Here is a 24310-nt window from a genome sequence, read left to right as displayed (position 1 = left end):
CGATTTACAATCCAGTTTCGGGGTCGGCTTGCTGCCAGCCTTCATATGAGCTGCAGAACACGAGGTTGCAGCCTGAGCGGTGGCCACCTTTTTCTTCTCTTTCGCAACAGCTGCTCCGGTGGCGGCCAATACCATTGCTACGCCAAAGACAACGAGTTTCATTGAAAACGCCCTCACCCTGCACAATCCGAAATGATTGCGCCTAGTTAACGTTACGTCAACCATATTTTGTCCGCAACGACGGCGAATAGTGCCAGTAAAAAGAGCCCGCCACCGAAGCAGCGGGCCAACTGGGTTTCTCAGAACCCAGTTTCAGTCGCGGTCGGGCTGTTCGCCGTTCGCCCTGATTGTTTCAAGCGTCGCAGCCCCTGCCTTAAAGCTTCGCTAGACCTCGGCTCACAGCGTCACCAACACTTCCTGCGACTTGAGGTCGTCCGGCCACATGACGGTTTCGCCAAAGTCGTCAGGGCAGTACCCTTCAGCGTCGTGGCCGTCCTCGTCGTCGCAATCGTCCTGCTCCAAGTCGAGCGTGTCACCGGGACCGCCGCGATCAGCCCAACCTAGCGACGGCTCGTCGTCTGCGGTCTCCTCCAGATCGCAATCGGCCTCCATGAGATCCAGCGCCGTTATTAGGCTCATGGCGCGGTCCAGGAGGTCGTTCAGACGTGTTTCGACCGATTGGCGCCACAGACCGGGGGTCCATACCCTTCGGCATTCCTAGAGGCTGCAGGCGGCCTGAAAATCGTCCCATGATCTGCATTTCCTCGGCAGCAGGCATAGCTTCGCCGGCTGCCGGAAACGATGGTTTCGGCATTGTAGTTGCTCCTTGAGCATGCTTAGTAACAGGGTTACTAAATGAACGCTGCGCAGTGCAAAATGGCGAGGGCGGCAATTGGCCTCGGCGTGCGAGAATTGGCGGTGAAAGCCGACGTGTCGCCCAACACAATTGCTCGTCTTGAGCGCGGCGAGGCAATGCGGGAAAGCACGGTTGAAGCCATCCGCCGCGCCCTCGAATCGGCCGGCGTCGAGTTCATCGCCGAGAATGGCGGCGGCGCCGGTGTGAGGCTGAGGAAGCCGTGAGGCTGATCAAATCATTGGTGGGACTGGTCAGAATGACTTGGGCGGCACGTACAGGCAGATCGTAATGTCAGGGTTGCTAGATGGTTTTTGACGATGCCGGCCTGCTTTTTGGGCATGGCACCAATGGAAACGCATGTCGTGTGACTGACGCACCCTGCCGTCCGCGTAAGGTAGCAACTCGCCGGACGGCACCTTGAAGCCCTTGATTGTTTCCTGAACGGTGCCATCTGCCATCGGCTCGCAATGCTCGTCCTTGCAGCACTGTTTTTCATACCAGCTATCATCATGTGCCCATGCCAACGGCATTCCGAAAGCGCAGGCGGCGGCGATGATAGCGCCCAACCCGGATGCGCCACAGCGCCCGCTCCATGGCCAGATCATGATTTACATTAGGCTTGTCTGATATGATGGCGCAAGCTGGGCAGTGTTCTGCTGATACCGAATGGCGTTGGCCGGTTAGCGCCGCTTCACCTTCGGCGTGATCTCCTCGATCTGCGCCTTAACGCCGTCCTGGACCATCGCCTGTTCAAGCGCCTCTGCTTCTACCTTGTCCTTGGTCGTTAGAACCGTGCGCCAGTGCGGCTTGTCGAAAACGCTCACAATATAGGTGGTCACCGGCACCTGTCAGCTAAAGCCCGCGCCTCGCGCGCGCCTAAGCCCAGGGGGGTTCCGCGATCACACCATAGGCGTCTGCATCTCGATTATATTAGCTTGTGCTTGCGGACCTTTCCGCCTGCGGGCCATAAACCCTCTTCACCGCGAGGATTCCCGTCATGGCTAGAGAAGGTTCTCTGAGAAGATCGACATGGTGTTGACTAGGGCTCGGCGGCTCGGACGAAAGATCCTGCGCTGGCTGGAGGGAGACAGCCGATCCCAACAGCTCAGAGACGAAGTTCTGTTTTGGAGAAACTGGTTCTCCACTCAGGGGTCTTTCTGGCCAGAGGACTACAAGGAACGACTTGATCCCAATTTGCCAATTCAGGATCACGTTGGGCGATATGTGGATAGGTTGACGACTAACCCAGTTTACATCCTCGATGTCGGCGCGGGCCCCTTGACGAAGCTCGGCAAAGTGCATGCTTCGAAAGAGATCATAATTACTGCGACTGACCTGCTAGCAGCAGAATATGATCAAATTCTAATAGAGTTCGAGATCCAGCCTCTTGTACGAACAGTCTTTGGCGATGCCGAAAATCTTGTCACCCAATTTGGCGATTACAGATTCGACATCGTGCATGGACAGAATTGTATAGACCACACGGCTAGTCCTCTCAAGGCAATACAACAGATGCTCTCGGTCACAAAGCCTGATGGTTTCGTCGTGCTTTATCATGCTGAAAACGAGGGAAAAACGGAATCGTACAAGCAGTTGCACAAGTGGGACTTCACCTGTGAGAAAGGACATTTCGTTATCAGAGGGCCTGGCCCGGGTGGGGATTCGGTGGATGCCGCTGACGCGCTGGCCGCGGTGGGGCATGTTGAATGTAGCTTGGACGACGGCGCGGTGCTTGTTGCAATCCGAAAGTATCCGCAAAGACCCCGGTGACACCCGGACCGAGCCTCCGTTGAAGGGGTTCGCCGCAACGGAGGATTATATTCCTGATCTCGATGGCACTGGCAAGCGGTGGGAGCGGCCATTCGTCCTTTGTTCACCATATTAGCGCTCGCTCATAGAGGTCAGGCATACTCACGGTTGCGACTCTGGGCTCATCCGATTTGAGGGGAACCAAACTCCCCCGTTCTGCCAAGTTGGCAGCGACGCAAGCCGGCCTGTAGCCTCGCCCGCCGGCGAACTGTGTCTCTCCGTTTGTCGGCAGGTCCGGCGATCGAGCCCAGCCAAACCCGCCCCGGTCTCGCCGGGCCGCGGTCGCCGGGCCGCAGCAACCCTAGATTTTGTTCACATCTGCCGGCATCATCGGGGCATGATGAGCATCGAGGACGACATCGCTAGGGTCGAGCAGCACATCCACCAGCAGCGGATAGCCCATCAGCTAGAGGTAATTGCTCAGGCAGAGGAAACCGGCCTGTCGTCAGATAGGGCGCGCGTATTCCTATTGCTTCTGAATCAAACGGTGGGCATGAGCCGCGACCATCTGGCCAGGCTTCTGTCGGATCAGGCAATGGGGCGCGGCGGTGAGGCCTTTGGCCCCGACGGATTTAGGCCCTCAGTCTTAATTGAGCGAGTTCTAATATGCCTATAGCTTAGGCAGCGCGGGGAAGGTTGCCACCCACCCGCAATGGCCGGTGCAGTACCCCCCGAAGCGATACCCCGCTGCACCGGTCGTTGCCTACGGCTGGGTAGCGGGAAGGGGGTGCGTCTTTGTGCCCAGCGACCTTGGGCCTTCAGTCTTAATTGAGAGATTTCTAATATGCTATAAACTCTGTCCATCGCGGGTTTTCTGGTCCGCATGGCCGGTGCAGTGGGGGTGTAGGGGGTAGTGCGCTGCACCGGCCGTTTTCTCCACCATAGATTGAGAATTAGCTAATATACGTGTAAAGTCATAGTGCGGCTTCGCCTCACACGATCCGCAATGGCCGGTGTAGGCTTTGCCCAAAGCCAACCAAACGCACCGGCCATTTCTATGCTGGTCTGTCAGGTAGAGCCCGCGCTTTGCCTTGGACGGGGAAAGCGCGGGGGTTGCCACCTGAGTTGCATTTCACCAAGGGTGAAGAGCGCGCCGAGACAACCATTAACCGTCGCTGATGTCTAGGCCGGGATTTCTCACTCCTCTCTAAAATCCTGCAGCGCCATCTCAAAGGCGGAATGGCTAAAGCCCGGCATCACTGCCCGCGTCAGATATCTTCGCGGCGAGCCGAAGTTGCGCCATGCCCTTTCGGCAGTCCTGGTGGCGGCGCCCGTCCCTTGCGCACTCGGTGCCATAGACGCTCGCGCATCTCCTTGGTCAGGGCGACCGTGGCCGAGCCGGCATATTTCCCGCCGCGCGCCATAATGCCCTGCGGCGGCTTGCCAGGCTCCCGCTTGATGCCCAGCAGTTCGAAGTCGCCGATTTCCCAACACTTGGTCTTCACCCAGATGTCGGACGGACCGCTGTGGTACGGGCTGCCGCGTCGCTTCGACACCATGCCCTCCAGTCCCATCTTGTCGATGGCTGCATAGAACTCGGCGCCACCACCTTCGACGTGCTGGCTATATTGGATGATGCCATCGGCAGGCTTCACGAGATCCCAAAGCATCGCCTTGCGCTCGATCGCCGGCAGCGACCGCAAATCCCAACCATCGAGGTGCAGGATGTCGAAGGCCACAAAGGCGAGCAACTCCGCGTTCCAGGCCATGCGTGAGTGCATCTGATGGAAATTAGGCCTGCCGTCCGGATCAGGCGCGATCACCTCGCCGTCAAGGATCAGCGACTTCGCTGGCAGTTTTTCGACCGCGGCGACGATCGGCCAGTAGCTCTTCGACCAATCGTGCCCGTTCTTGGTGAAGGCACGAGCGCCGGCCCAGTCGAGGATGAGTTGGACGCGGAATCCGTCGAACTTGATCTCGTGCAGCCAGTCATCGCTAACCGGCGGCTCGAGCACCAGGACTGGCTCGAGCGGCTTGATGAACTTCAACCGGGCTTCGCCGGCCCCGTTACGCATCAGAACTCCCCGCAACATCGAATTTGATTCAATATCGCAGAGCTGTTTCGGTTCCGTTAGCAATTTCTAAAATGGGCAGTTGCCGCTGCCGATAGCGGATGCAGTCAAAACTAATTCTGCGGGAAATCCCGAAGCGATCCATTCGTTTCGCGCCTGATCGAACTCGTGCCTCTCGGCGCGAAGAAACATGTCCACGTCATCCTGAATCTGCCGACACGAAAGGTCGGAAATAAAGACTCGCAGATATGGTATCGATCATCCGGCGCGGTCTGGACGCGTTCCCGAGGTATAAACCACCACCCAGTTGACGGCTCATTGCGGTGGTAGGGCTGGGGTTGCTTGACGAAGTATCCGCCCCCCTCGGCTGGTCTGACATCCTCAGTATCGACGGGATGGCAATCTTTGTGGCCGCAACACCTTGAATGCAGAACAGGGTCAGTTTTGCCGCTGTACCAATCGTGGGCGTCTGCATTGCCAGCCAAGACGACCCCCACCAATACAATATGCCTTTGCGCATGTTTCATGGCAGAACCCCACACGCACATATCACATTAGCTATTGCTCATAAATAGCCGGTGCGGTGTGAAGCCAGCCAGCGCGCGTTTTGAATGGCCGCTCCCTAAAGGCGCCGGCCGTCCTCACCATAGCGCGCTGTTCGGATACGGCTTGGGTCTGGGGCGCAAGAAACTCATCAGCGTGCACTCGCGTGGTCGTGAATTAGCAGTTTCTTGTATTTCGCCTGAAGCGAGATCATCATGCAAGGCCGCTTGTCGGGAACTCGAAGAGGAAGGGGTTAGGTTATGGAAGCCGTTTGTTACGTCCCCAGCGCATTCTGTGTGTTGTCGTTCATGATCAGCGTCACAATGGCGTTCCTTGTCATGACACCGTTCGCAGCTACACGCCTGCTGGTGCTGAGGATGCGCAAACACGCTGTCTGGAACCTTCAGCCCGCCTGATTTCCATGCGAGCCAGTCCTGGTGGTTGATTGCTAGTCTCGCGGACAGGTTGTATTTCTGTCTGGGTTCAGCAATATGGCGGGATGGGGGGACGGCTCTACGGATTGGACGCTCTGCGCGGGATTGCGGCGCTGGCCGTCGCCGTTCACCACCTGGCCAGCATCTACCATCTTCCGCCCCCACTACCGCTGAACCCTTTTATAGCGGTCGATGTGTTTTTCATCCTGTCTGGCTTCGTGATGGCACGGACGTACGAAGATCGACTGCGCAACGGGCTAGCAACGCTTGCCTTTATCAAATTGCGGTATCGTCGGCTGTTCCTGCCGTTGGCCGTAGGATCGACCATTGGATTTGGCCTGGCGGTCGCCATCTATGGACCGACTGTTCAATTGGTTGCCGCCTACGTCCTGATTCTGTCGTTTCTTCCGGCGATCGGCCCCTCAGCGTTCCTGCTGAACGTCCCCGCGTGGTCGCTGTTCGTAGAGATCATCTGCAACTCCCTGCACGGCGCGATCTTCGCCAGAATGTCGAACGCGCGACTGCTGGCATTGATCGGCGCGTGCGGCCTACTTTTTGCCGCCTGCTTTGCCACTGGCGTTTCTCTCTGGGGTCCAGGGGTCACTTCGATCCTGTCGCTGATCCCGCGCGAATTGACCTGCTACCTCGTCGGCATCTGGATGTTCCGCCGCTATGGGGACGCACCATTGGGCGGCAACCCGGCATCCATGGTGACCGACCCGGGAACGATCCGCTCTCCCATGAGTTAGCAAATCATGGCGAACAGCATGGAACCCCACGGCATGGACACCATGGAACCCCACGGTCACGGGATGGCGGCCGATAATGCCGAGCAGCGCATCAACCGGACCGAGCTTGCGATTGAACGCACAGAAGAAATGGTGGCCGAGAATATCGCGCTGGCCAGCAGGATACGAACCGCGCGGCGTCTGGTCGGAGTCCCAGACCGCTTGGTGAAGATCGATCCTCCCAGGACGAATTGACCCATGATGCTCGCGGCTTTGGACCTCCAAACCAAGCGAAACGGCGAAATGCGTCGCGCTGCCAGGCTTGCGATGCTTAGGCACCAAGTGATCCACCACATCGAGCGAACGGACCTTGCGGCGAGGAAAGTCGAGCAGGCGCTGGTCAAGTTCGCTGAGGCAAACGCGCTTTCGGGGACCGGCTCCCACCGCCTCACTAGAGCAACGCTCTTTGTCCATTTCTGTTGAAATTTCTGGGAGGAAACCTTTCTGGCCTTTATGCGGCATCGAGGCGCGCCCCCAATTCCTCCGCCAACCGGAAGGCTCGGCCATAGTCAGGGCTGCCGTATTCGAGACTGCCGGCAACGATGTCCTCCAACCATGCTTGCCACCAGTCGGGGAAGCTCGTCCTTCCTGGCTCCTTCATGGCGCGCTCGATCATGGCGAGAATGGCGCCGACGCTCTTCCCAGGCGCTCCTTCCTGAGCCCCTTGCGCGCCGAATGGCGCCGATTCTCGGGATATATTTCCTGCTTCAGCAGGATATATTATGGTTTCACCTAATATATTTACAGAGTCATCATATTGATTTTGTTTGGTTTCTGGATTTGGCTTGTTACCTATCAACGCCATTTCGGCAACAAGCTTGTTACCTATCCCGACGCCGCCAACCTGCTGGAATGGACCTGCATTGGTAGCGGGCTTGCTACCTATGGACTTGAGGTAGGCGGCGTCGAACTCGGTATAGATGACCCTGTAGACGCGCAGCCTGGCGTTGAGAGGATGCCGGCTCGCCGAAATATAGCCGCGGCCGGCAAGAGCGCTCAGCGACCGCGACAGGCTTTTTTCGTGGCAGCCGACGAGTGCCGCCAGTCTGGCATGGGACGCGTAACAACCCATGCCATTGCCATTCAGGCGATCATGAACAGCCAGGGCCATGAGGATCCGTAGCTCCTCGCTGGTCAGGTTTTTGTCGCCGATGGCGCGCGCCGGAGTCGGCGCATAGATCGGTTTCGGCTCGGCCATTAGACACCGCCATTTCGGAGCCGGCGGTGTTCGGCCACATGATGGCGACGGCAAAGGAACCGGCCGCGCAAAGGCTGGTCATAGTGCTCGGGATCGTGATGGAAATCCGCCTTCTCTTCACCGCAGATTTCACACGGCAGACGCACGAGCAGTCCGCGCCGGATGGCCGATGCAGCGGCAATGTGAGCCCAACGCGCCAATGGATTCCGCTCACGCCAACGAGCTTGCCGGGAGTTGTCTTTCGCTTGCCGTTCCGGGGAGGCTTTGGTAGATTCGAAAGTCTCTGATGCTGCCAAGCTAGAGTTTTCGAAGCCGGCCCGCGTTTTCTCCGACGCGGCCGGTTTTGCCGTTTCAGGGGGTCGCATTGGCTGCCCCCTTGATCTCATGCGATTGGCGAATTGCCTGGCACGTTTCCAAGGCACTAAGGCCAAACATCTCCCGAAGTCCTGGCACCAGCGGTCGCGGCCGATGGCAAGGTGGCGTGATCGCGAGGAACCGTGCGGCCTCGTCGATGGCCGACGTGCTTTCGTGGCAAAGGCCCGTAGTGCCGCCTACGGGAAGCGCGGTGTCGGCGCTCATGGCAACCATCCGGCGATGGCAAAAGCCAAGAACAGGACAGCGGCGCCGGAGACGGCGTAGGGGAGGGCGGCGGCCATTTATGCGGCCTCCTCTTCGCGCTGACCAGCGAGAGGGCGGGATGCGAGCCAACTTTCGATTTCGGACTCGGTCCAGAAGCGCGAATTTTGGCCCAGCATACGGCCAGGAGGGAAGTCGTTCTTGTCGACGAGCCGGCGGAGCTGCGGCCAGTTGCATACGATGCCGCGCGTCTTTAGGTCGGCAAAGCGGAGGATTTTCTGGGTCATTGGAGTTACCTCGCGTTAAGTTGCGAGAACCCAATTACACAGGCTTTTAGCGCAGGTGGTCCTGATATTTAAATTTTAGGACGATCCGAAAAGCATCGGCCCGATGCGGTTCCAAACGGCTTCAACAGCTTTATACTCCATGTTGACTCCGGCAACGCCAAGCGCTTGTGAGACGACACGGCAGGCCGAGTTGTTCTTGTTGAGAGAACTATTCGTTGGAGCCAAACCAAAGCGCTCATGAACCTCCTGCACGGTGATCGCGATGACAATATCCCGGAGCATGTAGTCGGCTCTCGACTTGCCTTGCAATTTGCGAGGCGGAGCGACGTCGAGCAAGTTCTGGTACTCTGACAACGGCCTAGGGAGAGGCTTCCCGCTTAGTGTAATTTCTGCGATCAGCGTGCGCATAGCGCCATCGGCGATTTTCCAGCCCTGGCTTGCGTAGTAGGTATAATCGGCCAAAAGCTCAGGGTTGTTTCTGGCAAGGTTGGTCATCAACTCCTGCGCCATGCGCCTGCCATCGTCCTTCGAGAGAAATCGCACCGGCGAGAGGCCGGGCAAGATTTCAATAGGCATATCGCGGGCGGAGATGATCCGTTCTTTGGCAAATTCGACAGCTTCGGCAATGTCGGCGCTCTTGGTCATTTCCGCGCCCTCCGCTTGAGCGGAACGACGTTCTTTGCGGGCGGGCTGATGATCGACTTGAGCAGGGCGCCGAGACGGGCGAGGGCGTCTGCCTTCTCGTCCCCATAGCGGTGGCGGTTGTAAACGCCTTCAACGCCGTCAATGGCGTGACCCATGACGCGCTCGGCCGTGTCACTGGCGACGCCAGCACGGGCCATCAGCGAGCGGGCAGTGCGCCGCAAGTCGTGGATGGTCCAGTGGTCGATCTTCACCTTCTCGTCGAAGGCGACCTTCGCCTTGGACATGCCGTTGAAATAGCCTTCCTTGGTGCGGCCAGTGAAGACGTGAGGGTTTTCTCCGACTCTGTTGCGGCCCTTGATCACGTCCAGCGCCAGAGCCGGAAGCTTCAACTCGCCGCCGGTGCCTTTCTGGCGGTCGTCGCTAGGGACCTGCCAGACGCCGTCTACCGAAATGTCGTCCCAGCGGATCGTCATCACCTTCTCGCGGCGTTGCGCGGTCGAGAGAGCTAGGCGGAGGAAATCGCCAAAGGTGCCGGCCTTGCCGGCCTGCTGCCAGATGGCGCGGATCTCGTCATCGGTGAGCACTCGCTCGCGCTTGACTGGCGCCGCCCGCCGCATTCCTCGGACGATAGGCGACAGATAGTCCTCGTTGCGGGCAGCGTACCAGTTGCAGATGCCTCGGACGATCGCGAGCACCAGATCAGCCTGCCGGGCGCCGTTGCCGTCCTCGACCTCGTCGAGCAGCGTAGCGACATCGCCACGGCGAATGGCGGTGAATTCCCGCTTCTCCCATTTCGGGAAAACGTAGACGTCGAGGCAGCGCTTGATCTCTTTCTCGGAGAGCAATCCCTTCGCCGCGACATGGCGCTTGAGATAGTTTTCAGCGACCGTCCGGAATGTGTCTGCAGCGGTCTTCTGCTCGATCGGGGGAAGTCCGTCCCGGATACGCTTGATTGCCTCCCTGGCCCCATCCCTGGCCTTTTCTATGCCCATCATGTCGGCGGCGCCGATCGTGGCCCACACCTGCTTGCCGGTTGGGTCTCGCGAAACGGCAACGAAAGATTTGGCACCAGACGGCATGACGCGGACGTAGTGGCCGCGCAATTCAGGATCGGAAAAAGTGTATCGCGCGGCCCTAGCTTTTAGGTCGGCGACGCCTGCATCTGAAAGTGTCTTTCTGCGCATCAGATTTACCCTTCGGCTAACGGTGGGCTAACAGGTCGGTGCAGTGACAGGGGCTAACATGCGGCTAACATCGACTAATCTGTATGCTAAAACAGGGTGTTACGACAAGCGGAATTTAGCGGCGTTGCGTCTGATTTATCGATGAGGCCCTGACTTTTAATCAGTAGGTCATGGGTTCGAATCCCATCGCGCTCACCAAAACAATCAATGATTTTGCAGGCGCCTAGTTCACAAAATCGCAAAACCCGCCGAAGCGGGTACTGTGAGGGCACATGGGACCGGCGTCCCCGATCAGCGCTATCGCAATTACAGATCTTCCCTCGCGTGCGTGCAAGCGCGCGAGGGCACGCGAGGGCAAAAGTGATTATGTCCTCAGCGCCAGACAGGTTACGCTACGTCAGCACGAAAGGGGAAAGACGATGAAAACGTTGCTGGCAATAGCCGCCGCACTTGGCCTCTCCATATCCGCTGCATCCGCAGAGTGCCCCGGGCATTCGAAGGTACAGGCATCGGTCGACACACAGATGAAGACTGCGAGCGTCGCGCCCGCCGACACAGCAACCGCGGATACTCAGACGATCAAGAAAGAAGTGCCGCCCGAGACCGAATAGCGGTTAAGCCCAGTCACCGGAGGCCCCGCAGCGGCTGCACGGCTTCGGCCTGCAAGGCGGGACATGCTGGCTGCGCAGGTTCACGATGTCTTTGACGACATTACCGGTCCGGGCACCTGAAGCCCCCGGGTGATTTTCTCAAACGGAGGTCGCCAGGCATAAAGACCCAAAGCAGATTTCGCAGGCAGACTTGGAGTGCTTTCTGGCACACGCGGCACGGCTGCAGGCTCCTTCTCTACATTAGCAATCACTTGTATTTCCATTGAATCAGGATCATGCTGAGTCAGGCGGTGTGGGGCCACTGGATCGGGGTTAGTGGGTTTGAAGGGGTAAAGAACCATGGAATTCGCAAGTTGCTTTGACCAAAGCGGAACTGTTCTTGCGTCGACGATCTTCCTTAACGTCACAGCGGTTTTTATAATCCTGGCTGCATTCGCCGCTGCGCGTTTGATTACAACGTCAGGCGCAGGTTCAATCGAACGGCTTCGGACCGCGTAAAGCCAGCGAGGGACATCGCCACCGCGCGTTGCGGCGCCACGGAGTGGTTGTCGGCCTCGACCCCGTGGGGCGGGCTAACCTGCAATCTGCTTTGCCTCTGATCGATTAGGTCGCCCAGTCGGGAACACTTGGCAGCACCATCCTTGTCGCCACACAGGTCGATGGCTAAACTCAGCCTTCCCAAGGGAGGCTCGAACATGGCACTTCACCTTTCGGCGGAAACTGTAGCTCCCAGAGCGGCGGCACCTCAAAAGTATCTCTTCGGCCCGGTTGCCGACTTCCTCATGCTCGGTGGCAGCGCATTTCTGATTCTGCCGTTTCTGTTTTTGGTGCCGCTCGAGTACGAAGGCGCTGTGGCCGCAACGATGGTCTTTGTGGCCTACCTGATAAACTATCCCCACTTCGCCCACTCATACCAGCTTTTCTACCGCAATTTTGGGCGCAAGGTGAGCGGGGACGGATACGACAGGGGCCTTCAGCTTCGCTACATTTTCGCCGGCATCGTCGTTCCCGTCATCATGGGCGCGTTCTTTGCGTATGGCGCGGCAGCGGCGAACGCCCGCCTCTTGGGATATGCAACCAATGCGATGTTCTTTTTCGTCGGCTGGCACTACGTCAAGCAAGGCTACGGCATGCTGATGGTGGATGCCGTCCTGAAGCGCAAATTCTTCGACGATCGAGACAAGAAGGTGCTGCTGGTCAACAGCTATGCCGTGTGGATCCTGGCATGGCTTCAGACAAATACGGCAGTCACCCAGGGCAAATATTATGGCCTGGAATATTACACATTTGCGGCCCCGTCGTGGATCACCAACATTGTCCTGCTGACGGCAACTGCTTCCACGGCGGCCACGGGTCTGATGCTGGTCAATCGCTGGCGAAAAAACGGCGGCAACCTGCCGTATAACGGCGTCGTGGCCTACGTCGCATCGCTTTACCTTTGGATTCTGATTGCGAGGATAAACCCGCTCTGGCTGCTTGTGGTGCCCGCGCTCCACTCGCTCCAGTACTTGGCGGTGGTTTGGCGTTATCAGACCAATGTCGAGCGCGACGATCCCGGCGCCGTCGGACATCCGCCGCTGAAGCTCCTGGCCTTTCTTGGCCCGCTCTACAGGCTGCGGGTCTTGGGATTTATCGTCGGTGGTGCCGCACTTGGATATCTCGGTTTCTGGCTGATCCCGTTCGTGCTGACTGCCTTGATCCCGTACGACAAGCAGGTGCTCGGTTCATCGCTCTTCTTCTTCATCGTGCTGATATTCATCAACGTGCACCACTACTTCCTGGACAACGTGATGTGGCGCCGCGGCAACCCGGAGGTGTCGAAGTATCTGTTCCGCTAGGCTGTTCGGCGGCAGCCCGCAAGGGTTCGAATCCCATCGCGCCAACCGGAAATTCAAGATCGTCCGAAGGCGCCAGAAGACGGCTCGGAACTGCCGGTCAAGCGTATAGGCATGGCCTCGGGGTGGCCAGCAACTGGCTGGCATATCCAGAGATGCCGACCATTACGACGAGAGCGGAAATTCCTCCCGCCAAGAAGACGAGATAACACCCAACTCGCTCGACAGCGCGTATCTGTTGATTACTAGCTAACTTATTCTAGCTATATATCGCGCGTGGGCAGCAGAAATGCGCGGGTTGCATGCCTTGAGTTGTCGGCATTGCTGACGACGGGCTGGAGCGGGTGGCACGATGGGTAACAGGTCAGATTTCGCGACGGTCCAAGCCGAACCGGGCAGCCTGAGCGCCGATGATGCGGGGGCTCCTGTTGTTTCGGCGATTATCCCTTGCCTGAACGAAGAGCGCACGCTCGGCATCTGCATTCGCAAGGCTCTTGATGTCTTTGCCGCGCGTGGCATCAGCGGTGAGGTGGTCGTCGGAGACAATGGGTCAAGCGATCGGTCGGTTGAAATTGCCGAGTCCCTCGGCGCGCGTGTCGTGCACCAGCGGGTCAAAGGATATGGCGCGGCGATCAGTGCAGCGGCTGAATCCGCGCGAGGCAAGTACCTCATCATGGCGGATGCGGACGATTCCTACGACTGGAGCAAGCTCGGCGACTTCGTCGACGCCTTGGAGGGTGGTGCCGACCTCGTCATGGGCAATCGCTTTGCGGGCGGTATCGAGCCTGGCGCCATGCCTCCGCTGCATCGATATCTGGGCAATCCGGTGCTTTCAACGATTGCCCGCTGGCTTCACCACTCTCCGATACACGATTTCCATTGCGGCATGCGGGGTTTCACCCGCGATGCGTTCCGCAGGATAGGCGCGCGCTCGCCCGGCATGGAATTCGCCTCGGAGATGGTCATCAACGCGCATCGCGCAGGCCTGGTGATCCGCGAGGTGCCGATCAAACTCTACCCGGACAAGCGTGGCCGTCCACCTCATCTGCGCTCATTCCGTGACGGTTGGCGGCACCTGCGGCTGATGGTGGCCCATGCACCCGATACCATGTACCTCATACCGGGACTGACCTTGCTGGTGATTGGCATTGCTGGCCTTGCAATCCTCGCTACTGGGCCCGTCCGCATCGGCGGGTGGTATTTCGGAATTCACTTCGTCGCGCTCTCCGCCATGGCGACCCTGATCGGCCTTTCAGCCATCCTCTTCGGTATGCTGGCCAAGGTGGCGATCGCTATCTACCACCCGGTCCACGGAGGTCGAATCGTGCCCTGGCTGACGCGCGGTCGCCCGCTGGAATGGCTGCTCTTCTCAGGTAGCGTGCTCGCAGTGGCTGGCTTCGTCGCGGACGTGTTGCTAGCGCTACATTGGATTTTTGTCGGCGGGCCAATGGAGCAGTCGGTGCACCTGACCTTTGTGATCACCACTGCCTGCGTGGCAGGTATGTCCATGGTGTTGTCCGGTTTCGTGCTCAAGCTGCTGCTTGATAATTTGGATGACAAGCGTGCGTTCTAACCGTCCGACTGACTTCCGAGCGGAAACTCGAGCAGGTAGCTGCGTCGTCGAAAAGCCATTTCTGTCCGTCATCATGCCGGTCCACGAAGGAGCGGCATGGATTGGCGCGACACTTGACTCGCTGGCTGCTGAGCCGACCGACGGCCTCGAGATAATAGTTATCGACAGCAGCCCGACGAGCGCCACCGCTGCGATTGTCGAGCGATTTGTCCACCAATTGCCCCTTCGGCTGCTTCAGCGAAGGGATCTCGGGCAGTGGCAGACGAAGACCAACCTGGGCGTCGAGCTAGCGGCCGCCGATCACGTCTGCATACTCCCATCCGACGACCTGTGGCTGCCTGGACGCGTCGCGGCCGCTCGCCACTGGCTTGCAGACGCGCCCGAAGCCGCACTTCATTTGGCCCCAACCGCTATCGTCGACCGCAACGGCCGGCGAATAGGGCGCTGGAACTGTCCCTTGCCGGCTGACGAGGTGCTCGGAGCTGAATTCCTGCTGGAACGGCTGCTCGTGCAAAATTTTGTCTCGGTGCCCGCGCCGGTATTCCGCCGAAGCGCGTGGCTGGAGTGCGGGGGCTTGGATGAGAGACTCTGGTATACGGCGGATTGGGACATATGGGCGAAGCTCGCCAGTACTGGACCGGTGACCTATCACGACGAGATCACGACGGCCTTTCGGGTTCACGGCAGCTCGCTGACTGTAACCGGATCCCGTGACGCGAGCGAGTTCCGGTCACAAATGCAGATTGTCCTGGAGCGCCATTTGCACCGGCTCCCGGCAAGCAGTCGCCGCCGGGTCGAACCGGCCGCTCGGGCGTCGATCAGCGTCAATGTGTTGCTGGCCGCTGCGTCGGGCGGCAACTTGAAGGCTTTGGTTCGCGCGACTGGTGTTGTGCTATCGCTCGGACCAATCGGAATGAGGCGCTATTTGCGCGACTCGCGGTTGCGTGAGCGTACCGTGAGCCGACTTCGCGCTAAACTGACAGGAGCTTTCTGAGCCAATGCCCAGGACTGCTATGACCTCCGGTGAGCAGGCGGGGCAGGAGCGCCTTGCGGGTGCCCGTGAAAGACCGCTTTTGGAACGAGGGTGGCGATACACACTGGTGGGGTTGGTGTGCGCCATTACGCACAACGCCATCATGATTGCGGTCGATCAAGTGGGGGTGCATTACCTGCTGGGCACCGTGATTTCATTCTTGGCAGTAACGCCCCTCGGATACGCACTGCATAGCCGCTTCACCTTTGCCGAGCCTCTTCGCTTGAAGGCATTCGCGCGTTTCGTAGGAGGCGTGGCCGCGGCCTATCCAGTCTCGCTGGCCATGATGATGGTTCTCTGTTCCGGTCTCGGTCTTGGTGTTGCGATTGCGACTCCGATCGCTACCGTCGCTCTAATCGTCTGGAACTTTGTCGCTGCGCACTGGGCCATCCTGCCGCGGCTCTATCTGCAGCCCGCAACCGTGCCGACGGCACCCTCCCGCCCGGCGAAGCAGCAATCAGTGGGAAATGAGGAATAAGAATGTTAGCACCAGGTCAGGTCGCGCGCAGGGTTCTCGGCCGCCATTTTGAGCCGGTCGGCAATGCCTATCGCCGTGTGTTCGTCAACCTCAACATAATAGCGGATTTTCTCGATGGCGAACTGCCGAACGGCGCGAAGATCTTGGATATCGGCGGAGGTGACGGCGCGCTTATCGAGCGGGTTCTAGATCGACGCCCTGACCTGGCGGTTACGATGTGCGATCCAGCTCCTGTAATCGGTACATTCCTAAGCAACGCAAATCGGGCGAGGGTTGAACTTCTGCCCGCGACTGATCTCACCTGTGTAACCGGATTTTACGATGTCGTTACGATTTGCGACGTCATCCATCATGTGCCGGTCGATCAGCGCGACGCCTTCTTCAAATCGCTGGCCGAAAGCTGCGAACGCTGGGCCTGCCGGAAGATCATCCTGAAGGACGTTGAGCCGGGAGCAATACGCGCCATGCTGTCGCTTCTTGCAGACTGGTACATTACCGGCGACAAGCATGTCGTGCTGTTTTCTCGCTCGGACTTTGCGGCCATGGCGCGACGGCATTTCCCGAAAGCGCAGAGAGAATCGGCGGTACCAGACTGGCCGAATTATTGCGAAGTGCTGAGTTGGTAGTCTCTGAACTGATTGACCCGCGCGACGACGAAGTCCGCGAATAATGCCACCATTCCTTGCGCTATTGGGTGTGCGCTGCGAGTGAGAGTCACGGTTTGGGGGGTATCTTGAACACGCAGGAACCGGGACACGGACTAACCAAGCACGACCTTGGTATCGAGCAGCGCCAGGCCGCGATATATTTGGGTGTCCTGATCGCACTCAAGATTATTTTGCTGTTCGCCCTGGCCTGGAACACTCGCTTCGTTATGGACGAATTCGTCCAACTCGGATGGGCCAAATATTTCTCCAACGGCCTGTTCGATACTATCTGGCATGCCAAGGCGGTCGGCTATGCGGTCTTTTACGAGATTGCCCACCTGATCGGCTGGGATGCCCCATCGATTCTGCTTACCGGCCGCATGCAGGCTGCGCTGCTGGCATGCGTGACTATCGCTCTCGTCTATGCATGCGCTCGCGCAATTGGCGAAGACCGCGTGCGCGCACTGGCAATCGTCCTCATCCTGCTCTGCTTCTCGAATTTCATGGAGCGCGTCTTTCGCACCATCGCCGAACCACTGGCGGTTTTCTTCGCCGTGGCGGCGCTGCTGGTTATCTTGCGGGCCCATGCGTTGAGTGCAAGGCAGCTTCTTGCCGCTGGCATCCTAAGCGGCTTGGCCTTCCTCGCTACTCAGAAGTCAGTCTACTTCAATGTAGCCCTTGGGCTTGGCTTGGTTGCTGACGCAGCTTTGCAGAGACGCTACGCAACAGGCATAGTCCGTGGAGCATGGCTCGTGCTGGGATGGGCTCTTCCTGCAATTGCCTATTGCTTCATCTTCGGTAGCGGCGACCCCGTTCCTATTGCCAAGAGCCTCGTATTCGGCCCGCTTGAGATTGCGATGCGTGGGGGCGGTGAATACGGGGGGCTGAGGCGCTTCGTGCTACAGACGCTCGCGCGGAACTACATATTTTATGTCTTCTGTTTCTCGGGCATGGCTCTGTCTCTGATGCAGATCATGAAACTCGATGAACGAAGGCGAATTGCGCTGATCTTCTCTGTCGTCATCACAGTCCTGGTTTTCGCTCACGACCAGCCGTGGCCCTACGTGTTCATCATGGCTCTGCCGTTCATGTCACTGTGGTCGTTGGTACTGCTCGACGGCATCGCAACCCATGCGCGCTATCTGCGCCTTGCATGGGTGGCGCTGATCACGAGCATGGCCATCAGCTACGTAAGCAATATCATTTACCTTCGCACCGACAACAATGCGGCCCAACTTGAGCTGGTCGCGCGTGCAGAGTCGTTGCTCGCACCCGATGAGCGATATTTCGACGGTATCGGGATGCTGCCCAATCGGAAGGAGCCGACAACTTTGTGGCTCGATAGACACTATGTTTTCGCGACCTTGCGGGAAGGCAGGAATTCCAAGGTCTACAAAGTCTTTAGCAAGTCTCCGCCGAAGATGATCCTGTGGTCTTACCGGATGGACAATATCTATCCCGTGGTCGCGCCTCTGGTTGCGAACAGCTACGTCAGCGTCGCACCAAATCTCAGGATCGCCGGCTGCCGCCTTCAGCCCGGTGAGAAGAAGATTTTCAACGTCCCGATTGCCGGAAGCTATGCGCTCTACGGCGCAACCGGGACGCCCTTGCAAGGTTCGGTCGAAATTGACGGCGCCGTGCTTGATCCGCCATTTCATCTTGAGACCGGATCAAAGACCCTGACATTGAAAACCGATTCAGGCGAAGCATTGCTGCTGCCGACAGGTTCGTACGCTGGACAATTCAAGGCGGGCAGTGACAACGATCTATTTGCCAACATCTACGACTGAGTCGATTTACGGTCATCGGCAAACAGTTGCCGCCGGGATCTACGCCCAATGCATTACCTGCAAGGATAATGTTCAGCCGGTTGGACAGCGGTTGGAATCCGAAGGCGCTCGCATTCCAGCATTCGCGGGGACGAGCCAGACGCGCAATGCGCCGCGCTCTCGATAGATTTCAGAAACCGCCGAAAACCAGCGAGACATTGCCGCCGGCGTGGCGCTCCAGCCGGCCGGCGAGGTCCAGCTCCAGCAGCACCATGGAAACCTGCGCGGCGCTGAGGCCGGTATGGCGGATGACCTCGTCCACCGCCACCGGCGTCGGGCCGAGCACTTCGAGCACACCCGCGCGCTCGTCCTCGCCGGGCGGCGGCGTTGCCGAGAGTTCTGGCGGCTCGGCAAGCGGCGCCGTCCTTGGCGGCCGGGTGCCGGCGAGCGGTGCGATCGCGCTTGCGATGTCGGCCGCTTCGGTAACGAGCGTGGCGCCGTCCTTGAGCAGGCCATTGGAGCCGGCGGCGCGCGGATCGAGCGGCGATCCGGGTACGGCAAAGACCAGCCGGCCCATCTCGCCGGCCAGCCTGGCGCTGATCAGCGATCCCGAGCGTTGCGCCGCTTCGATCACGACCAGCCCGAGTGCTGCACCCGCCACGAGCCGGTTGCGGCGTGGAAAATCCTGCGCGCGCGGCTGCCAGCCGAACGGCATTTCCGAAATGACGGCGCCACCGCGCTCGGCGATCTCGTTGCAGAGACCGGCATTTTCGGGCGGGTAGGGCAGGTCGAGCCCGCCGGCAAGCACGCCGATCGTTCCCGTCGCAATGCTGCCCTGGTGCGCTGACGTGTCGATGCCGCGCGCCAGCCCGGAGACGATCGCGTAGCCGTCGCGGCCGAGATCCGCCGCCAGCATCCGCGCCATCTTGATACCGGCAAGGGAGGCGTTGCGGGCGCCGACGATGGCGATCGCCGGCAGACGGAACACCGCGGCCTCGCCTTTCACCGCGAGGAGCGGCGGCGGGTTGTCCATGTTTTTCAGCAGGGGCGGGTAGTCGGCTTCGCCGATGCCGACGAAGCGGGCGCCGGCCTGGCCGGCGGCCTCCAGTTCCGCCTCTGCCTCAGCGACCGAAGGAATGCGGGCAATGCGGCTGGCGCCGCCGGAGATCATCAGCTCGGGCAGCATCTCGAGTGCTGCCTCCGCCGAGCCGAAACGGTTGATGAGCTGACGAAAGGAGGCCGGGCCGACATTCGGCGTGCGGGTCAGGCGAAGCCAACTCAGCCGCTGCCGGTCGCTGAGGCGCGGCCCGACGGCAGGCTTGCTCACCCCTTGGCTCCGATCTTGCCCTCGGTGCCGGCAAGCAGCCGCGAAATGTTGGCGCGATGTTTTATGATTGCGATCAGGCTCATCACCGCGAACAGGCTAGCAATCTGCGGCGTGTTGAGAAAATAGAGTGTGATCGGCACCACCACGGCCGCCACCAGTGCCGCCAGCGAGGAGTAGCGGAACAGGAAAGCGACGGCGAGCCACACGACGGCGAAGATCAGCGCCACCTGCCAGGCCAGCCCGATCAGCACGCCGAGATAGGTGGCGATGCCCTTGCCGCCCTTGAAGCCGAGCCAGGCCGGGAAGAGATGACCGAGAAAGGCACCAAAGCCGGCCCAGAGCCCGAAGTCCGGCCCGAAGCGGGCGGCGATCAGCACCGCTGCCGTACCCTTCAGCGCGTCGAGCAACAGCGTCGCTACGGCGAGCCCCTTGTTGCCCGTGCGCAGCACATTGGTGGCGCCGATATTGCCGGAGCCGATCTTGCGGACATCACCGAGGCCGGCGGCACGGGTGACCAAGAGGCCGAAGGGAATCGAGCCGAGCAGATAGCCGAACACCAGTGCCAGGATGACGCCGTAACTCATTGTTTCCCCCCGCGTTTCGCCAACCGTTCGGAACAGCGCAATGCGCCGTGGCCGACTTAGGCCGAAAACACTGTGCGGCCCGCTACCATCGTTTGCAAGACCTTGCCTTGCAGCCGCGCGCCTTCGAAACAGGTGTTTTTCGAACGCGAGCGAAGGCCGCTTTCGCTGACGACCCACGGTTCGTCGAGGTCGACGACCGCAAGGTCGGCGACAGCGCCCGGCTTCAGCGTGCCGCCGGGCAAGCCGAACAGTCTTGCGGGAGCGGCGGTCAGTGTCTCGATCAGCCGAAGCAGCGGCACATCGCCGTTGTGGTAGAGCCTGAGTGCGGCTCCCAGCAGCGTCTCCAGGCCAATGGCGCCGGCAGCCGCATCGGCGAAGGGCAGGCGTTTGGTGTCGACGTCCTGCGGGTCATGCGAGGAGACGATGATGTCGATCGTGCCGTCCTTGACCGCCTCGATCATCGCCAGCCGGTCCTCTTCGGCCCGCAGCGGCGGCGTCAGCCGGAAGAAGGTGCGGTATTCACCGACATCGTTCTCGTTGAGCGACAGATTGTGGATCGAAACGCCCGCCGTGACATTGGCACCGTCGGCCTTCGCCCGCGTCACAGCTTCCGCCGCCATCGCCGTCGAGATCTTGGCCGCGTGATAGGCGCCGCGCGTCAGCCGCGCCAGCGCCAGGTCGCGTTCCAGCGGGATCGATTCGGCCTCGCGCGGGATGCCGGCAAGGCCGAGCCAGCTGGCATAGAGGCCTTCATTCATGACGCCGGCCGAGGCCAGGTCGCCATCCTGGGTCTCATGCGCGATGACGCCGCCGAAATCGCGGGCATAGGTCAGTGCCCGGCGCATCACCAGCGCGCTTGATATGGTGTGGCGACCGTCGGTGAAGGCGACCGCGCCGGCTTCGCGCAGCAGGCCGAACTCGGTCATCTCGCGGCCGGCAAGACCCTTGGTGATCGCCGCCGCCGGGAAGATGTTGACCACGGCCGTGTCCTTGGCGGTGCGCAGCACGAACTCGACCAGCGCGACATTGTCGATCACCGGGTCGGTGTCCGGCATCATCACGATCGAGGTGACGCCGCCGGCCGCCGCGGCGACGCTTGCCGAGGCAATGGTCTCGCGGTGCTCGCCGCCCGGTTCGCCTATGAAGACGCGAGCGTCGATCAGACCGGGAATGAGCGCCTTGCCGGCGCAGTCGACGACGATGGCGCCCTCCGGCATGCCCTGGTTCAGGGCGGCCTTGCCTGCAGCAACGATCTTGCGGCCCTCGACGATGACGGTGCCGATCTCGTCGACACCGCGCGACGGGTCGACGATATGCGCCTTGCTGAAGACGGTCGTCGTCATGCGCCGCGCCCCTCATGGTTGCGGCGCGGGTCGAGCAAGGCTTCCATCACCGCCATGCGCACGGCGACACCCATTTCTACCTGCTCCTGGATGACGCTCTGCGGACCATCGGCGATTTCCGAGGCGATCTCGACGCCGCGGTTCATCGGGCCGGGATGCATGACCAGCGCGCCGTCCTTGGCCGCCTTCAGCTTTTCGGCATCGAGGCCGAAATAGCGGAAATACTCGCGGATCGACGGCACGAAGGCGCCTTCCATCCGCTCGCGTTGCAGGCGCAGCATCATGACAACGTCGGCACCCTTCAGGCCTTCGGCCATCGAGCGGGCGACGATCACGCCCATCCTCTCGATGCCTGACGGCAACAGCGTCGAAGGGGCGACGACGCGCACCTGCGCGCCGAGCGCGTTCAAGAGCATGATGTTGGAGCGCGCGACGCGCGAATGCAGGATGTCCCCACAGATCGCCACGATCAGCTTCGACAGCGGCCCTTTGGCGCGGCGGATGGTCAGCGCGTCGAGCAAAGCCTGGGTCGGGTGTTCATGCGCGCCGTCGCCGGCATTGACCACCGAGCAGCCGACCTTCTGCGCCAGAAGCGCCGCCGCCCCCGCCGACTGGTGGCGGATGATCAATATGTCGGGGCGCATGGCGTTCAGCGTCATCGCCGTATCGATCAGCGTCTCGCCCTTCTTCACCGAAGAGCTTGCCACCGACATGTTCATGACGTCGGCGCCGAGCCGTTTGCCCGCAAGCTCGAACGAGGATTGCGTGCGGGTGGAGGCTTCGTAGAAGAGGTTGATCTGGGTGCGGCCGCGCAGCGTCGAGGTCTTCTTCTCAGGCTGCCGCGAAATGGCGACGGCCCGGTCCGCCCGGTCGAGCAAAAGCTCGATATCGGCGGGGGAAAGATCGCGGATGCCCAGAAGATGGCGGTGGGGATAGAGCGGCAGGGACGAAGCGTCAGTCATCTCAAGGCGCTGCTATAGGGTGCAGAATTCCCTGCTGCAAGCACCGGCTTTGGATTGCGGCCTTTCTCCCCGGTATTTTCGTCGCGCGCCTTGCGTGGCTTGGGCTATAACCCGCCGATGGCTTCGGATTCGACCGACCTGCGACGACAAGGACAAAGCGTGACCGACGACGTGACCAACCAGCCGCCGCCGCTGACGGGCGGCAACGCCTGGCGGGGCGATCCGTTGCTTATCCAGCTTGCCGAGCGCTTTTCCGATCCGGTGCGCAAGGATCTGGATGGGCTTGGCCGCTTCGTGCTGACGCAGGAAGCGCAGGAACTGGCCCGTCTCGCCAATGTCGAGACGCCGAAGCTCAGGACCCATGACCGCCAGGGCCGGCGCGTCGATCTGGTCGAGTTCCATCCCGCCTACCACGCACTGATGCGCCGTTCGGTCGCCAACGGACTGCATTCCTCGGTCTGGGAAAATGGCGACGCCGAGATCGGCCGCCGCCACCAGGTGCGCGCCGCCCGCTTCTACATCACCGCCGAGCTCGAGACCGGGCATCTGTGCCCGATCACCATGACCAGCGCTTCGCTGGCAGCGTTGATGGCAAGCCCAAAGCTGTTTCGCGAATGGGCGCCACGGGTGACAACGCGCAAATACGACCAGAGCCAGAAGCCGCCGGTTGAAAAGACCGGGCTGACGCTCGGCATGGGCATGACCGAGAAGCAGGGCGGCACCGACGTGCGCGCCAACGTCACCAGGGCCGAGCGCGCCGGCAGCGGCTTCTATCGCCTGACCGGCCACAAATGGTTCATGTCGGCGCCGATGTCGGACGCCTTCCTGGTGCTCGGACAGGCGCCGGAAGGTCTTTCCTGCTTTCTCGTCCCGCGCATCCTCGGCGACGGTTCTGGCAACGGCTTCCGCTTCCAGCGGCTGAAGGACAAGCTCGGCAACCGCTCCAATGCCTCGTCGGAAGTGGAGTTCGTCAATGCCATCGGCGAGATGGTCGGCGAACCCGGGGCAGGGGTGAAGACGATCATGGACATGGTGACGCTGACCAGGCTCGACTGCGCCGTCGCCTCCTCGGCGATCATGCGGGCGGGCCTCGCGGAGGCCATTCACCACACCCGTCACCGCCAGGTGTTCGGCGCCAGTCTGATCGACCAGCCGCTGATGCAGCGCGTGCTGGCCGACATGGCGCTCGACGTCGCCGCCGCCACCGCGCTGTCGTTCCGGCTGGCGCGCTCCTTCGACGAGGCGGCCAGTGACCGTGGCGAGGCGGCCTTCGCCCGTGCCATGACGCCGGTCGTCAAATACTGGGTCTGCAAGATCGCGCCGCCACTGCTCTACGAGGCCATGGAATGCCTCGGCGGCAACGGCTATGTCGAGGAGGCGCCGCTCGCCCGCTACTACCGCGAAGCCCCGGTCAACGCGATCTGGGAAGGCTCGGGCAATGTCATGGCGCTCGACGTGCTGCGCGTGCTCGGCCGCGCGCCGGGCCTGTTCGAGGAGGTGCTGGCCGGCATCGACCGCGACCTCGGCGCCGGCGGACGCGGCACCATCGGCGTGCTCAAGGCGGCCATGCAAGTGGCGGCGACCGACGAGGGCTCCGCCCGTCTGCTCACCGAGCAACTGGCGTTGTCGGCGGCCGCAGCCGAGCTTCGCCGGCTGGGGGCAGGGCGGATTGCTGATGCCTTCGTCGAGACGCGGCTCGCCGGCCAGTGGCGCAACACCTACGGCATGCTCGATTCGCGCCACGATGCGCGCATGATCATCGACACGCTCTATCCGCCGGTGAACTAGCGCCGACGCGGGCTTTTCGCGGTTCGCC

Annotated in this window: 25 protein-coding genes; 13 read left to right on the top strand and 12 right to left on the bottom strand. The window is 60.6% G+C overall.

Going from position 1 to position 24310, the window contains the following annotated elements; genetic code table 11:
• Nucleotides 1-396: 396 nt before the first annotated feature.
• Nucleotides 397-639 carry a hypothetical protein gene (locus AC04SI_RS24940; protein ID WP_488475060.1) on the bottom strand — a complete coding sequence of 81 codons (243 nt, stop codon included), beginning with the start codon at nucleotides 637-639 and terminating at the stop codon, nucleotides 397-399.
• Between the two features lie 216 nt (nucleotides 640-855).
• On the opposite strand from AC04SI_RS24940, the gene AC04SI_RS24935 reads away from it, so the two are divergent.
• Nucleotides 856-1080: a helix-turn-helix domain-containing protein gene (locus tag AC04SI_RS24935; RefSeq protein WP_404276882.1), complete on the top strand. Its 225-nt coding sequence runs from the start codon at nucleotides 856-858 to the stop codon at nucleotides 1078-1080.
• Between the two features lie 27 nt (nucleotides 1081-1107).
• Here AC04SI_RS24935 and AC04SI_RS24930 read toward each other — a convergent pair whose 3' ends face one another.
• Together AC04SI_RS24930 and AC04SI_RS24925 are read right to left on the bottom strand one after the other, a co-directional pair.
• On the bottom strand, nucleotides 1108-1422 hold the full coding sequence (locus AC04SI_RS24930) for a hypothetical protein (protein ID WP_404276880.1): 315 nt from the start codon (nucleotides 1420-1422) through the stop codon (nucleotides 1108-1110).
• Between the two features lie 114 nt (nucleotides 1423-1536).
• Nucleotides 1537-1695 (bottom strand): hypothetical protein, encoded by a 159-nt coding sequence (locus tag AC04SI_RS24925; RefSeq protein ID WP_404276878.1) that lies wholly within the window; start codon nucleotides 1693-1695, stop codon nucleotides 1537-1539.
• Nucleotides 1696-1885: 190 nt separating this feature from the next.
• Between AC04SI_RS24925 and AC04SI_RS24920 the strand changes: the two genes are divergently transcribed.
• Entirely contained in the window at nucleotides 1886-2626 is a 741-nt protein-coding gene (locus AC04SI_RS24920) for a class I SAM-dependent methyltransferase (RefSeq protein WP_404276876.1), read from the top strand.
• Nucleotides 2627-3873: 1247 nt separating this feature from the next.
• On the opposite strand, the gene AC04SI_RS24915 is transcribed toward AC04SI_RS24920, so the two are convergent.
• On the bottom strand, nucleotides 3874-4680 hold the full coding sequence (locus AC04SI_RS24915; protein ID WP_404276874.1) for an ATP-dependent DNA ligase: 807 nt from the start codon (nucleotides 4678-4680) through the stop codon (nucleotides 3874-3876).
• A 1060-nt stretch (nucleotides 4681-5740) separates the two neighbouring features.
• Here AC04SI_RS24915 and AC04SI_RS24910 point away from each other — a divergent pair.
• Nucleotides 5741-6403, top strand: a complete 663-nt coding sequence (locus tag AC04SI_RS24910; RefSeq protein WP_404276872.1) for an acyltransferase family protein — start codon at nucleotides 5741-5743, stop codon at nucleotides 6401-6403.
• A gap of 33 nt (nucleotides 6404-6436) precedes the next feature.
• Nucleotides 6437-6637 carry a hypothetical protein gene (locus AC04SI_RS24905; protein WP_404276870.1) on the top strand — a complete coding sequence of 67 codons (201 nt, stop codon included), beginning with the start codon at nucleotides 6437-6439 and terminating at the stop codon, nucleotides 6635-6637.
• Nucleotides 6638-6893: 256 nt separating this feature from the next.
• Here the strand turns inward: AC04SI_RS24905 and AC04SI_RS24900 are convergent, their stop codons facing one another.
• Nucleotides 6894-7640 carry a helix-turn-helix domain-containing protein gene (locus tag AC04SI_RS24900; RefSeq protein ID WP_404276868.1) on the bottom strand — a complete coding sequence of 249 codons (747 nt, stop codon included), beginning with the start codon at nucleotides 7638-7640 and terminating at the stop codon, nucleotides 6894-6896.
• 26 nt (nucleotides 7641-7666) lie between these two features.
• Here AC04SI_RS24900 and AC04SI_RS24895 point away from each other — a divergent pair, with 26 nt between their 5' ends.
• Complete coding sequence (locus AC04SI_RS24895; protein ID WP_404276866.1) at nucleotides 7667-7927, top strand: hypothetical protein; 261 nt, start codon at nucleotides 7667-7669, stop codon at nucleotides 7925-7927.
• Between the two features lie 369 nt (nucleotides 7928-8296).
• Here the strand turns inward: AC04SI_RS24895 and AC04SI_RS24890 are convergent, their stop codons facing one another.
• From AC04SI_RS24890 to AC04SI_RS24880, 3 genes are all read right to left on the bottom strand, one after another.
• Nucleotides 8297-8503, bottom strand: a complete 207-nt coding sequence (locus tag AC04SI_RS24890; protein ID WP_404276864.1) for a helix-turn-helix transcriptional regulator — start codon at nucleotides 8501-8503, stop codon at nucleotides 8297-8299.
• Nucleotides 8504-8578: 75 nt separating this feature from the next.
• Nucleotides 8579-9148 (bottom strand): hypothetical protein, encoded by a 570-nt coding sequence (locus tag AC04SI_RS24885; RefSeq protein WP_404276862.1) that lies wholly within the window; start codon nucleotides 9146-9148, stop codon nucleotides 8579-8581.
• Nucleotides 9145-10332 (bottom strand): tyrosine-type recombinase/integrase, encoded by a 1188-nt coding sequence (locus tag AC04SI_RS24880; protein WP_404276860.1) that lies wholly within the window; start codon nucleotides 10330-10332, stop codon nucleotides 9145-9147. The genes AC04SI_RS24885 and AC04SI_RS24880 overlap by 4 nt, the downstream gene beginning before the upstream one ends.
• A gap of 419 nt (nucleotides 10333-10751) precedes the next feature.
• Here AC04SI_RS24880 and AC04SI_RS24875 point away from each other — a divergent pair, with 419 nt between their 5' ends.
• The 7 genes from AC04SI_RS24875 to AC04SI_RS24845 all read left to right on the top strand — a co-directional run bounded on the left by AC04SI_RS24875 (nucleotide 10752) and on the right by AC04SI_RS24845 (nucleotide 18299).
• Nucleotides 10752-10943: a hypothetical protein gene (locus AC04SI_RS24875; RefSeq protein WP_404276858.1), complete on the top strand. Its 192-nt coding sequence runs from the start codon at nucleotides 10752-10754 to the stop codon at nucleotides 10941-10943.
• 695 nt (nucleotides 10944-11638) lie between these two features.
• Nucleotides 11639-12781, top strand: coding sequence for a hypothetical protein (locus AC04SI_RS24870; RefSeq protein ID WP_404276856.1), 1143 nt, complete (start codon nucleotides 11639-11641; stop codon nucleotides 12779-12781).
• Nucleotides 12782-13130: 349 nt separating this feature from the next.
• Nucleotides 13131-14351, top strand: coding sequence for a glycosyltransferase family 2 protein (locus tag AC04SI_RS24865; protein WP_488475059.1), 1221 nt, complete (start codon nucleotides 13131-13133; stop codon nucleotides 14349-14351).
• Nucleotides 14332-15345 carry a glycosyltransferase gene (locus tag AC04SI_RS24860; protein ID WP_404276853.1) on the top strand — a complete coding sequence of 338 codons (1014 nt, stop codon included), beginning with the start codon at nucleotides 14332-14334 and terminating at the stop codon, nucleotides 15343-15345. The genes AC04SI_RS24865 and AC04SI_RS24860 overlap by 20 nt, the downstream gene beginning before the upstream one ends.
• Nucleotides 15346-15364: 19 nt before the next feature.
• Nucleotides 15365-15862, top strand: a complete 498-nt coding sequence (locus AC04SI_RS24855; protein ID WP_404276851.1) for a GtrA family protein — start codon at nucleotides 15365-15367, stop codon at nucleotides 15860-15862.
• A 77-nt stretch (nucleotides 15863-15939) separates the two neighbouring features.
• Nucleotides 15940-16488, top strand: coding sequence for a class I SAM-dependent methyltransferase (locus AC04SI_RS24850; protein WP_404276849.1), 549 nt, complete (start codon nucleotides 15940-15942; stop codon nucleotides 16486-16488).
• A gap of 107 nt (nucleotides 16489-16595) precedes the next feature.
• On the top strand, nucleotides 16596-18299 hold the full coding sequence (locus AC04SI_RS24845) for an ArnT family glycosyltransferase (RefSeq protein WP_404276847.1): 1704 nt from the start codon (nucleotides 16596-16598) through the stop codon (nucleotides 18297-18299).
• Nucleotides 18300-18468: 169 nt separating this feature from the next.
• On the opposite strand, the gene dprA is transcribed toward AC04SI_RS24845, so the two are convergent.
• The 4 genes from dprA to AC04SI_RS24825 are packed head-to-tail and all read right to left on the bottom strand — an operon-like array spanning nucleotide 18469 to nucleotide 22494.
• On the bottom strand, nucleotides 18469-19605 hold the full coding sequence (gene dprA / locus AC04SI_RS24840) for a DNA-processing protein DprA (protein ID WP_404276845.1): 1137 nt from the start codon (nucleotides 19603-19605) through the stop codon (nucleotides 18469-18471).
• Nucleotides 19602-20189 carry a glycerol-3-phosphate 1-O-acyltransferase PlsY gene (gene plsY / locus AC04SI_RS24835; protein WP_404276843.1) on the bottom strand — a complete coding sequence of 196 codons (588 nt, stop codon included), beginning with the start codon at nucleotides 20187-20189 and terminating at the stop codon, nucleotides 19602-19604. Before plsY ends, dprA begins: the two co-directional genes overlap by 4 nt.
• Nucleotides 20190-20245: 56 nt before the next feature.
• Nucleotides 20246-21532, bottom strand: a complete 1287-nt coding sequence (locus AC04SI_RS24830; protein ID WP_404276841.1) for a dihydroorotase — start codon at nucleotides 21530-21532, stop codon at nucleotides 20246-20248.
• On the bottom strand, nucleotides 21529-22494 hold the full coding sequence (locus AC04SI_RS24825) for an aspartate carbamoyltransferase catalytic subunit (RefSeq protein WP_404276839.1): 966 nt from the start codon (nucleotides 22492-22494) through the stop codon (nucleotides 21529-21531). Before AC04SI_RS24825 ends, AC04SI_RS24830 begins: the two co-directional genes overlap by 4 nt.
• A gap of 117 nt (nucleotides 22495-22611) precedes the next feature.
• Between AC04SI_RS24825 and AC04SI_RS24820 the strand changes: the two genes are divergently transcribed.
• Nucleotides 22612-24282 carry a DNA alkylation response protein gene (locus AC04SI_RS24820; protein WP_488475058.1) on the top strand — a complete coding sequence of 557 codons (1671 nt, stop codon included), beginning with the start codon at nucleotides 22612-22614 and terminating at the stop codon, nucleotides 24280-24282.
• Nucleotides 24283-24310 lie beyond the last annotated feature (28 nt).

Source organism: Mesorhizobium sp. CNPSo 4689 (assembly GCF_057784325.1).
Note: the sequence above shows the minus strand (reverse complement) of the source record. Positions and strands in the feature narration are given on the sequence as shown.

What these genes read in the sequence shown, in the direction of transcription:
- AC04SI_RS24940 (WP_488475060.1), bottom strand. Translation starts at nt 639, where the DNA reads ATGAGCCTAATAACGGCGCTGGATCTCATGGAGGCCGATTGCGATCTG.
- AC04SI_RS24935 (WP_404276882.1), top strand. Translation starts at nt 856, where the DNA reads ATGAACGCTGCGCAGTGCAAAATGGCGAGGGCGGCAATTGGCCTCGGC.
- AC04SI_RS24920 (WP_404276876.1), top strand. Translation starts at nt 1,886, where the DNA reads ATGGTGTTGACTAGGGCTCGGCGGCTCGGACGAAAGATCCTGCGCTGG.
- AC04SI_RS24915 (WP_404276874.1), bottom strand. Translation starts at nt 4,680, where the DNA reads ATGCGTAACGGGGCCGGCGAAGCCCGGTTGAAGTTCATCAAGCCGCTC.
- AC04SI_RS24905 (WP_404276870.1), top strand. Translation starts at nt 6,437, where the DNA reads ATGGACACCATGGAACCCCACGGTCACGGGATGGCGGCCGATAATGCC.
- AC04SI_RS24900 (WP_404276868.1), bottom strand. Translation starts at nt 7,640, where the DNA reads ATGGCCGAGCCGAAACCGATCTATGCGCCGACTCCGGCGCGCGCCATC.
- AC04SI_RS24890 (WP_404276864.1), bottom strand. Translation starts at nt 8,503, where the DNA reads ATGACCCAGAAAATCCTCCGCTTTGCCGACCTAAAGACGCGCGGCATC.
- AC04SI_RS24885 (WP_404276862.1), bottom strand. Translation starts at nt 9,148, where the DNA reads ATGACCAAGAGCGCCGACATTGCCGAAGCTGTCGAATTTGCCAAAGAA.
- AC04SI_RS24880 (WP_404276860.1), bottom strand. Translation starts at nt 10,332, where the DNA reads ATGCGCAGAAAGACACTTTCAGATGCAGGCGTCGCCGACCTAAAAGCT.
- AC04SI_RS24875 (WP_404276858.1), top strand. Translation starts at nt 10,752, where the DNA reads ATGAAAACGTTGCTGGCAATAGCCGCCGCACTTGGCCTCTCCATATCC.
- AC04SI_RS24870 (WP_404276856.1), top strand. Translation starts at nt 11,639, where the DNA reads ATGGCACTTCACCTTTCGGCGGAAACTGTAGCTCCCAGAGCGGCGGCA.
- AC04SI_RS24865 (WP_488475059.1), top strand. Translation starts at nt 13,131, where the DNA reads ATGGGTAACAGGTCAGATTTCGCGACGGTCCAAGCCGAACCGGGCAGC.
- AC04SI_RS24860 (WP_404276853.1), top strand. Translation starts at nt 14,332, where the DNA reads ATGACAAGCGTGCGTTCTAACCGTCCGACTGACTTCCGAGCGGAAACT.
- AC04SI_RS24855 (WP_404276851.1), top strand. Translation starts at nt 15,365, where the DNA reads ATGACCTCCGGTGAGCAGGCGGGGCAGGAGCGCCTTGCGGGTGCCCGT.
- plsY (WP_404276843.1), bottom strand. Translation starts at nt 20,189, where the DNA reads ATGAGTTACGGCGTCATCCTGGCACTGGTGTTCGGCTATCTGCTCGGC.
- AC04SI_RS24830 (WP_404276841.1), bottom strand. Translation starts at nt 21,532, where the DNA reads ATGACGACGACCGTCTTCAGCAAGGCGCATATCGTCGACCCGTCGCGC.
- AC04SI_RS24825 (WP_404276839.1), bottom strand. Translation starts at nt 22,494, where the DNA reads ATGACTGACGCTTCGTCCCTGCCGCTCTATCCCCACCGCCATCTTCTG.
- AC04SI_RS24820 (WP_488475058.1), top strand. Translation starts at nt 22,612, where the DNA reads ATGGCTTCGGATTCGACCGACCTGCGACGACAAGGACAAAGCGTGACC.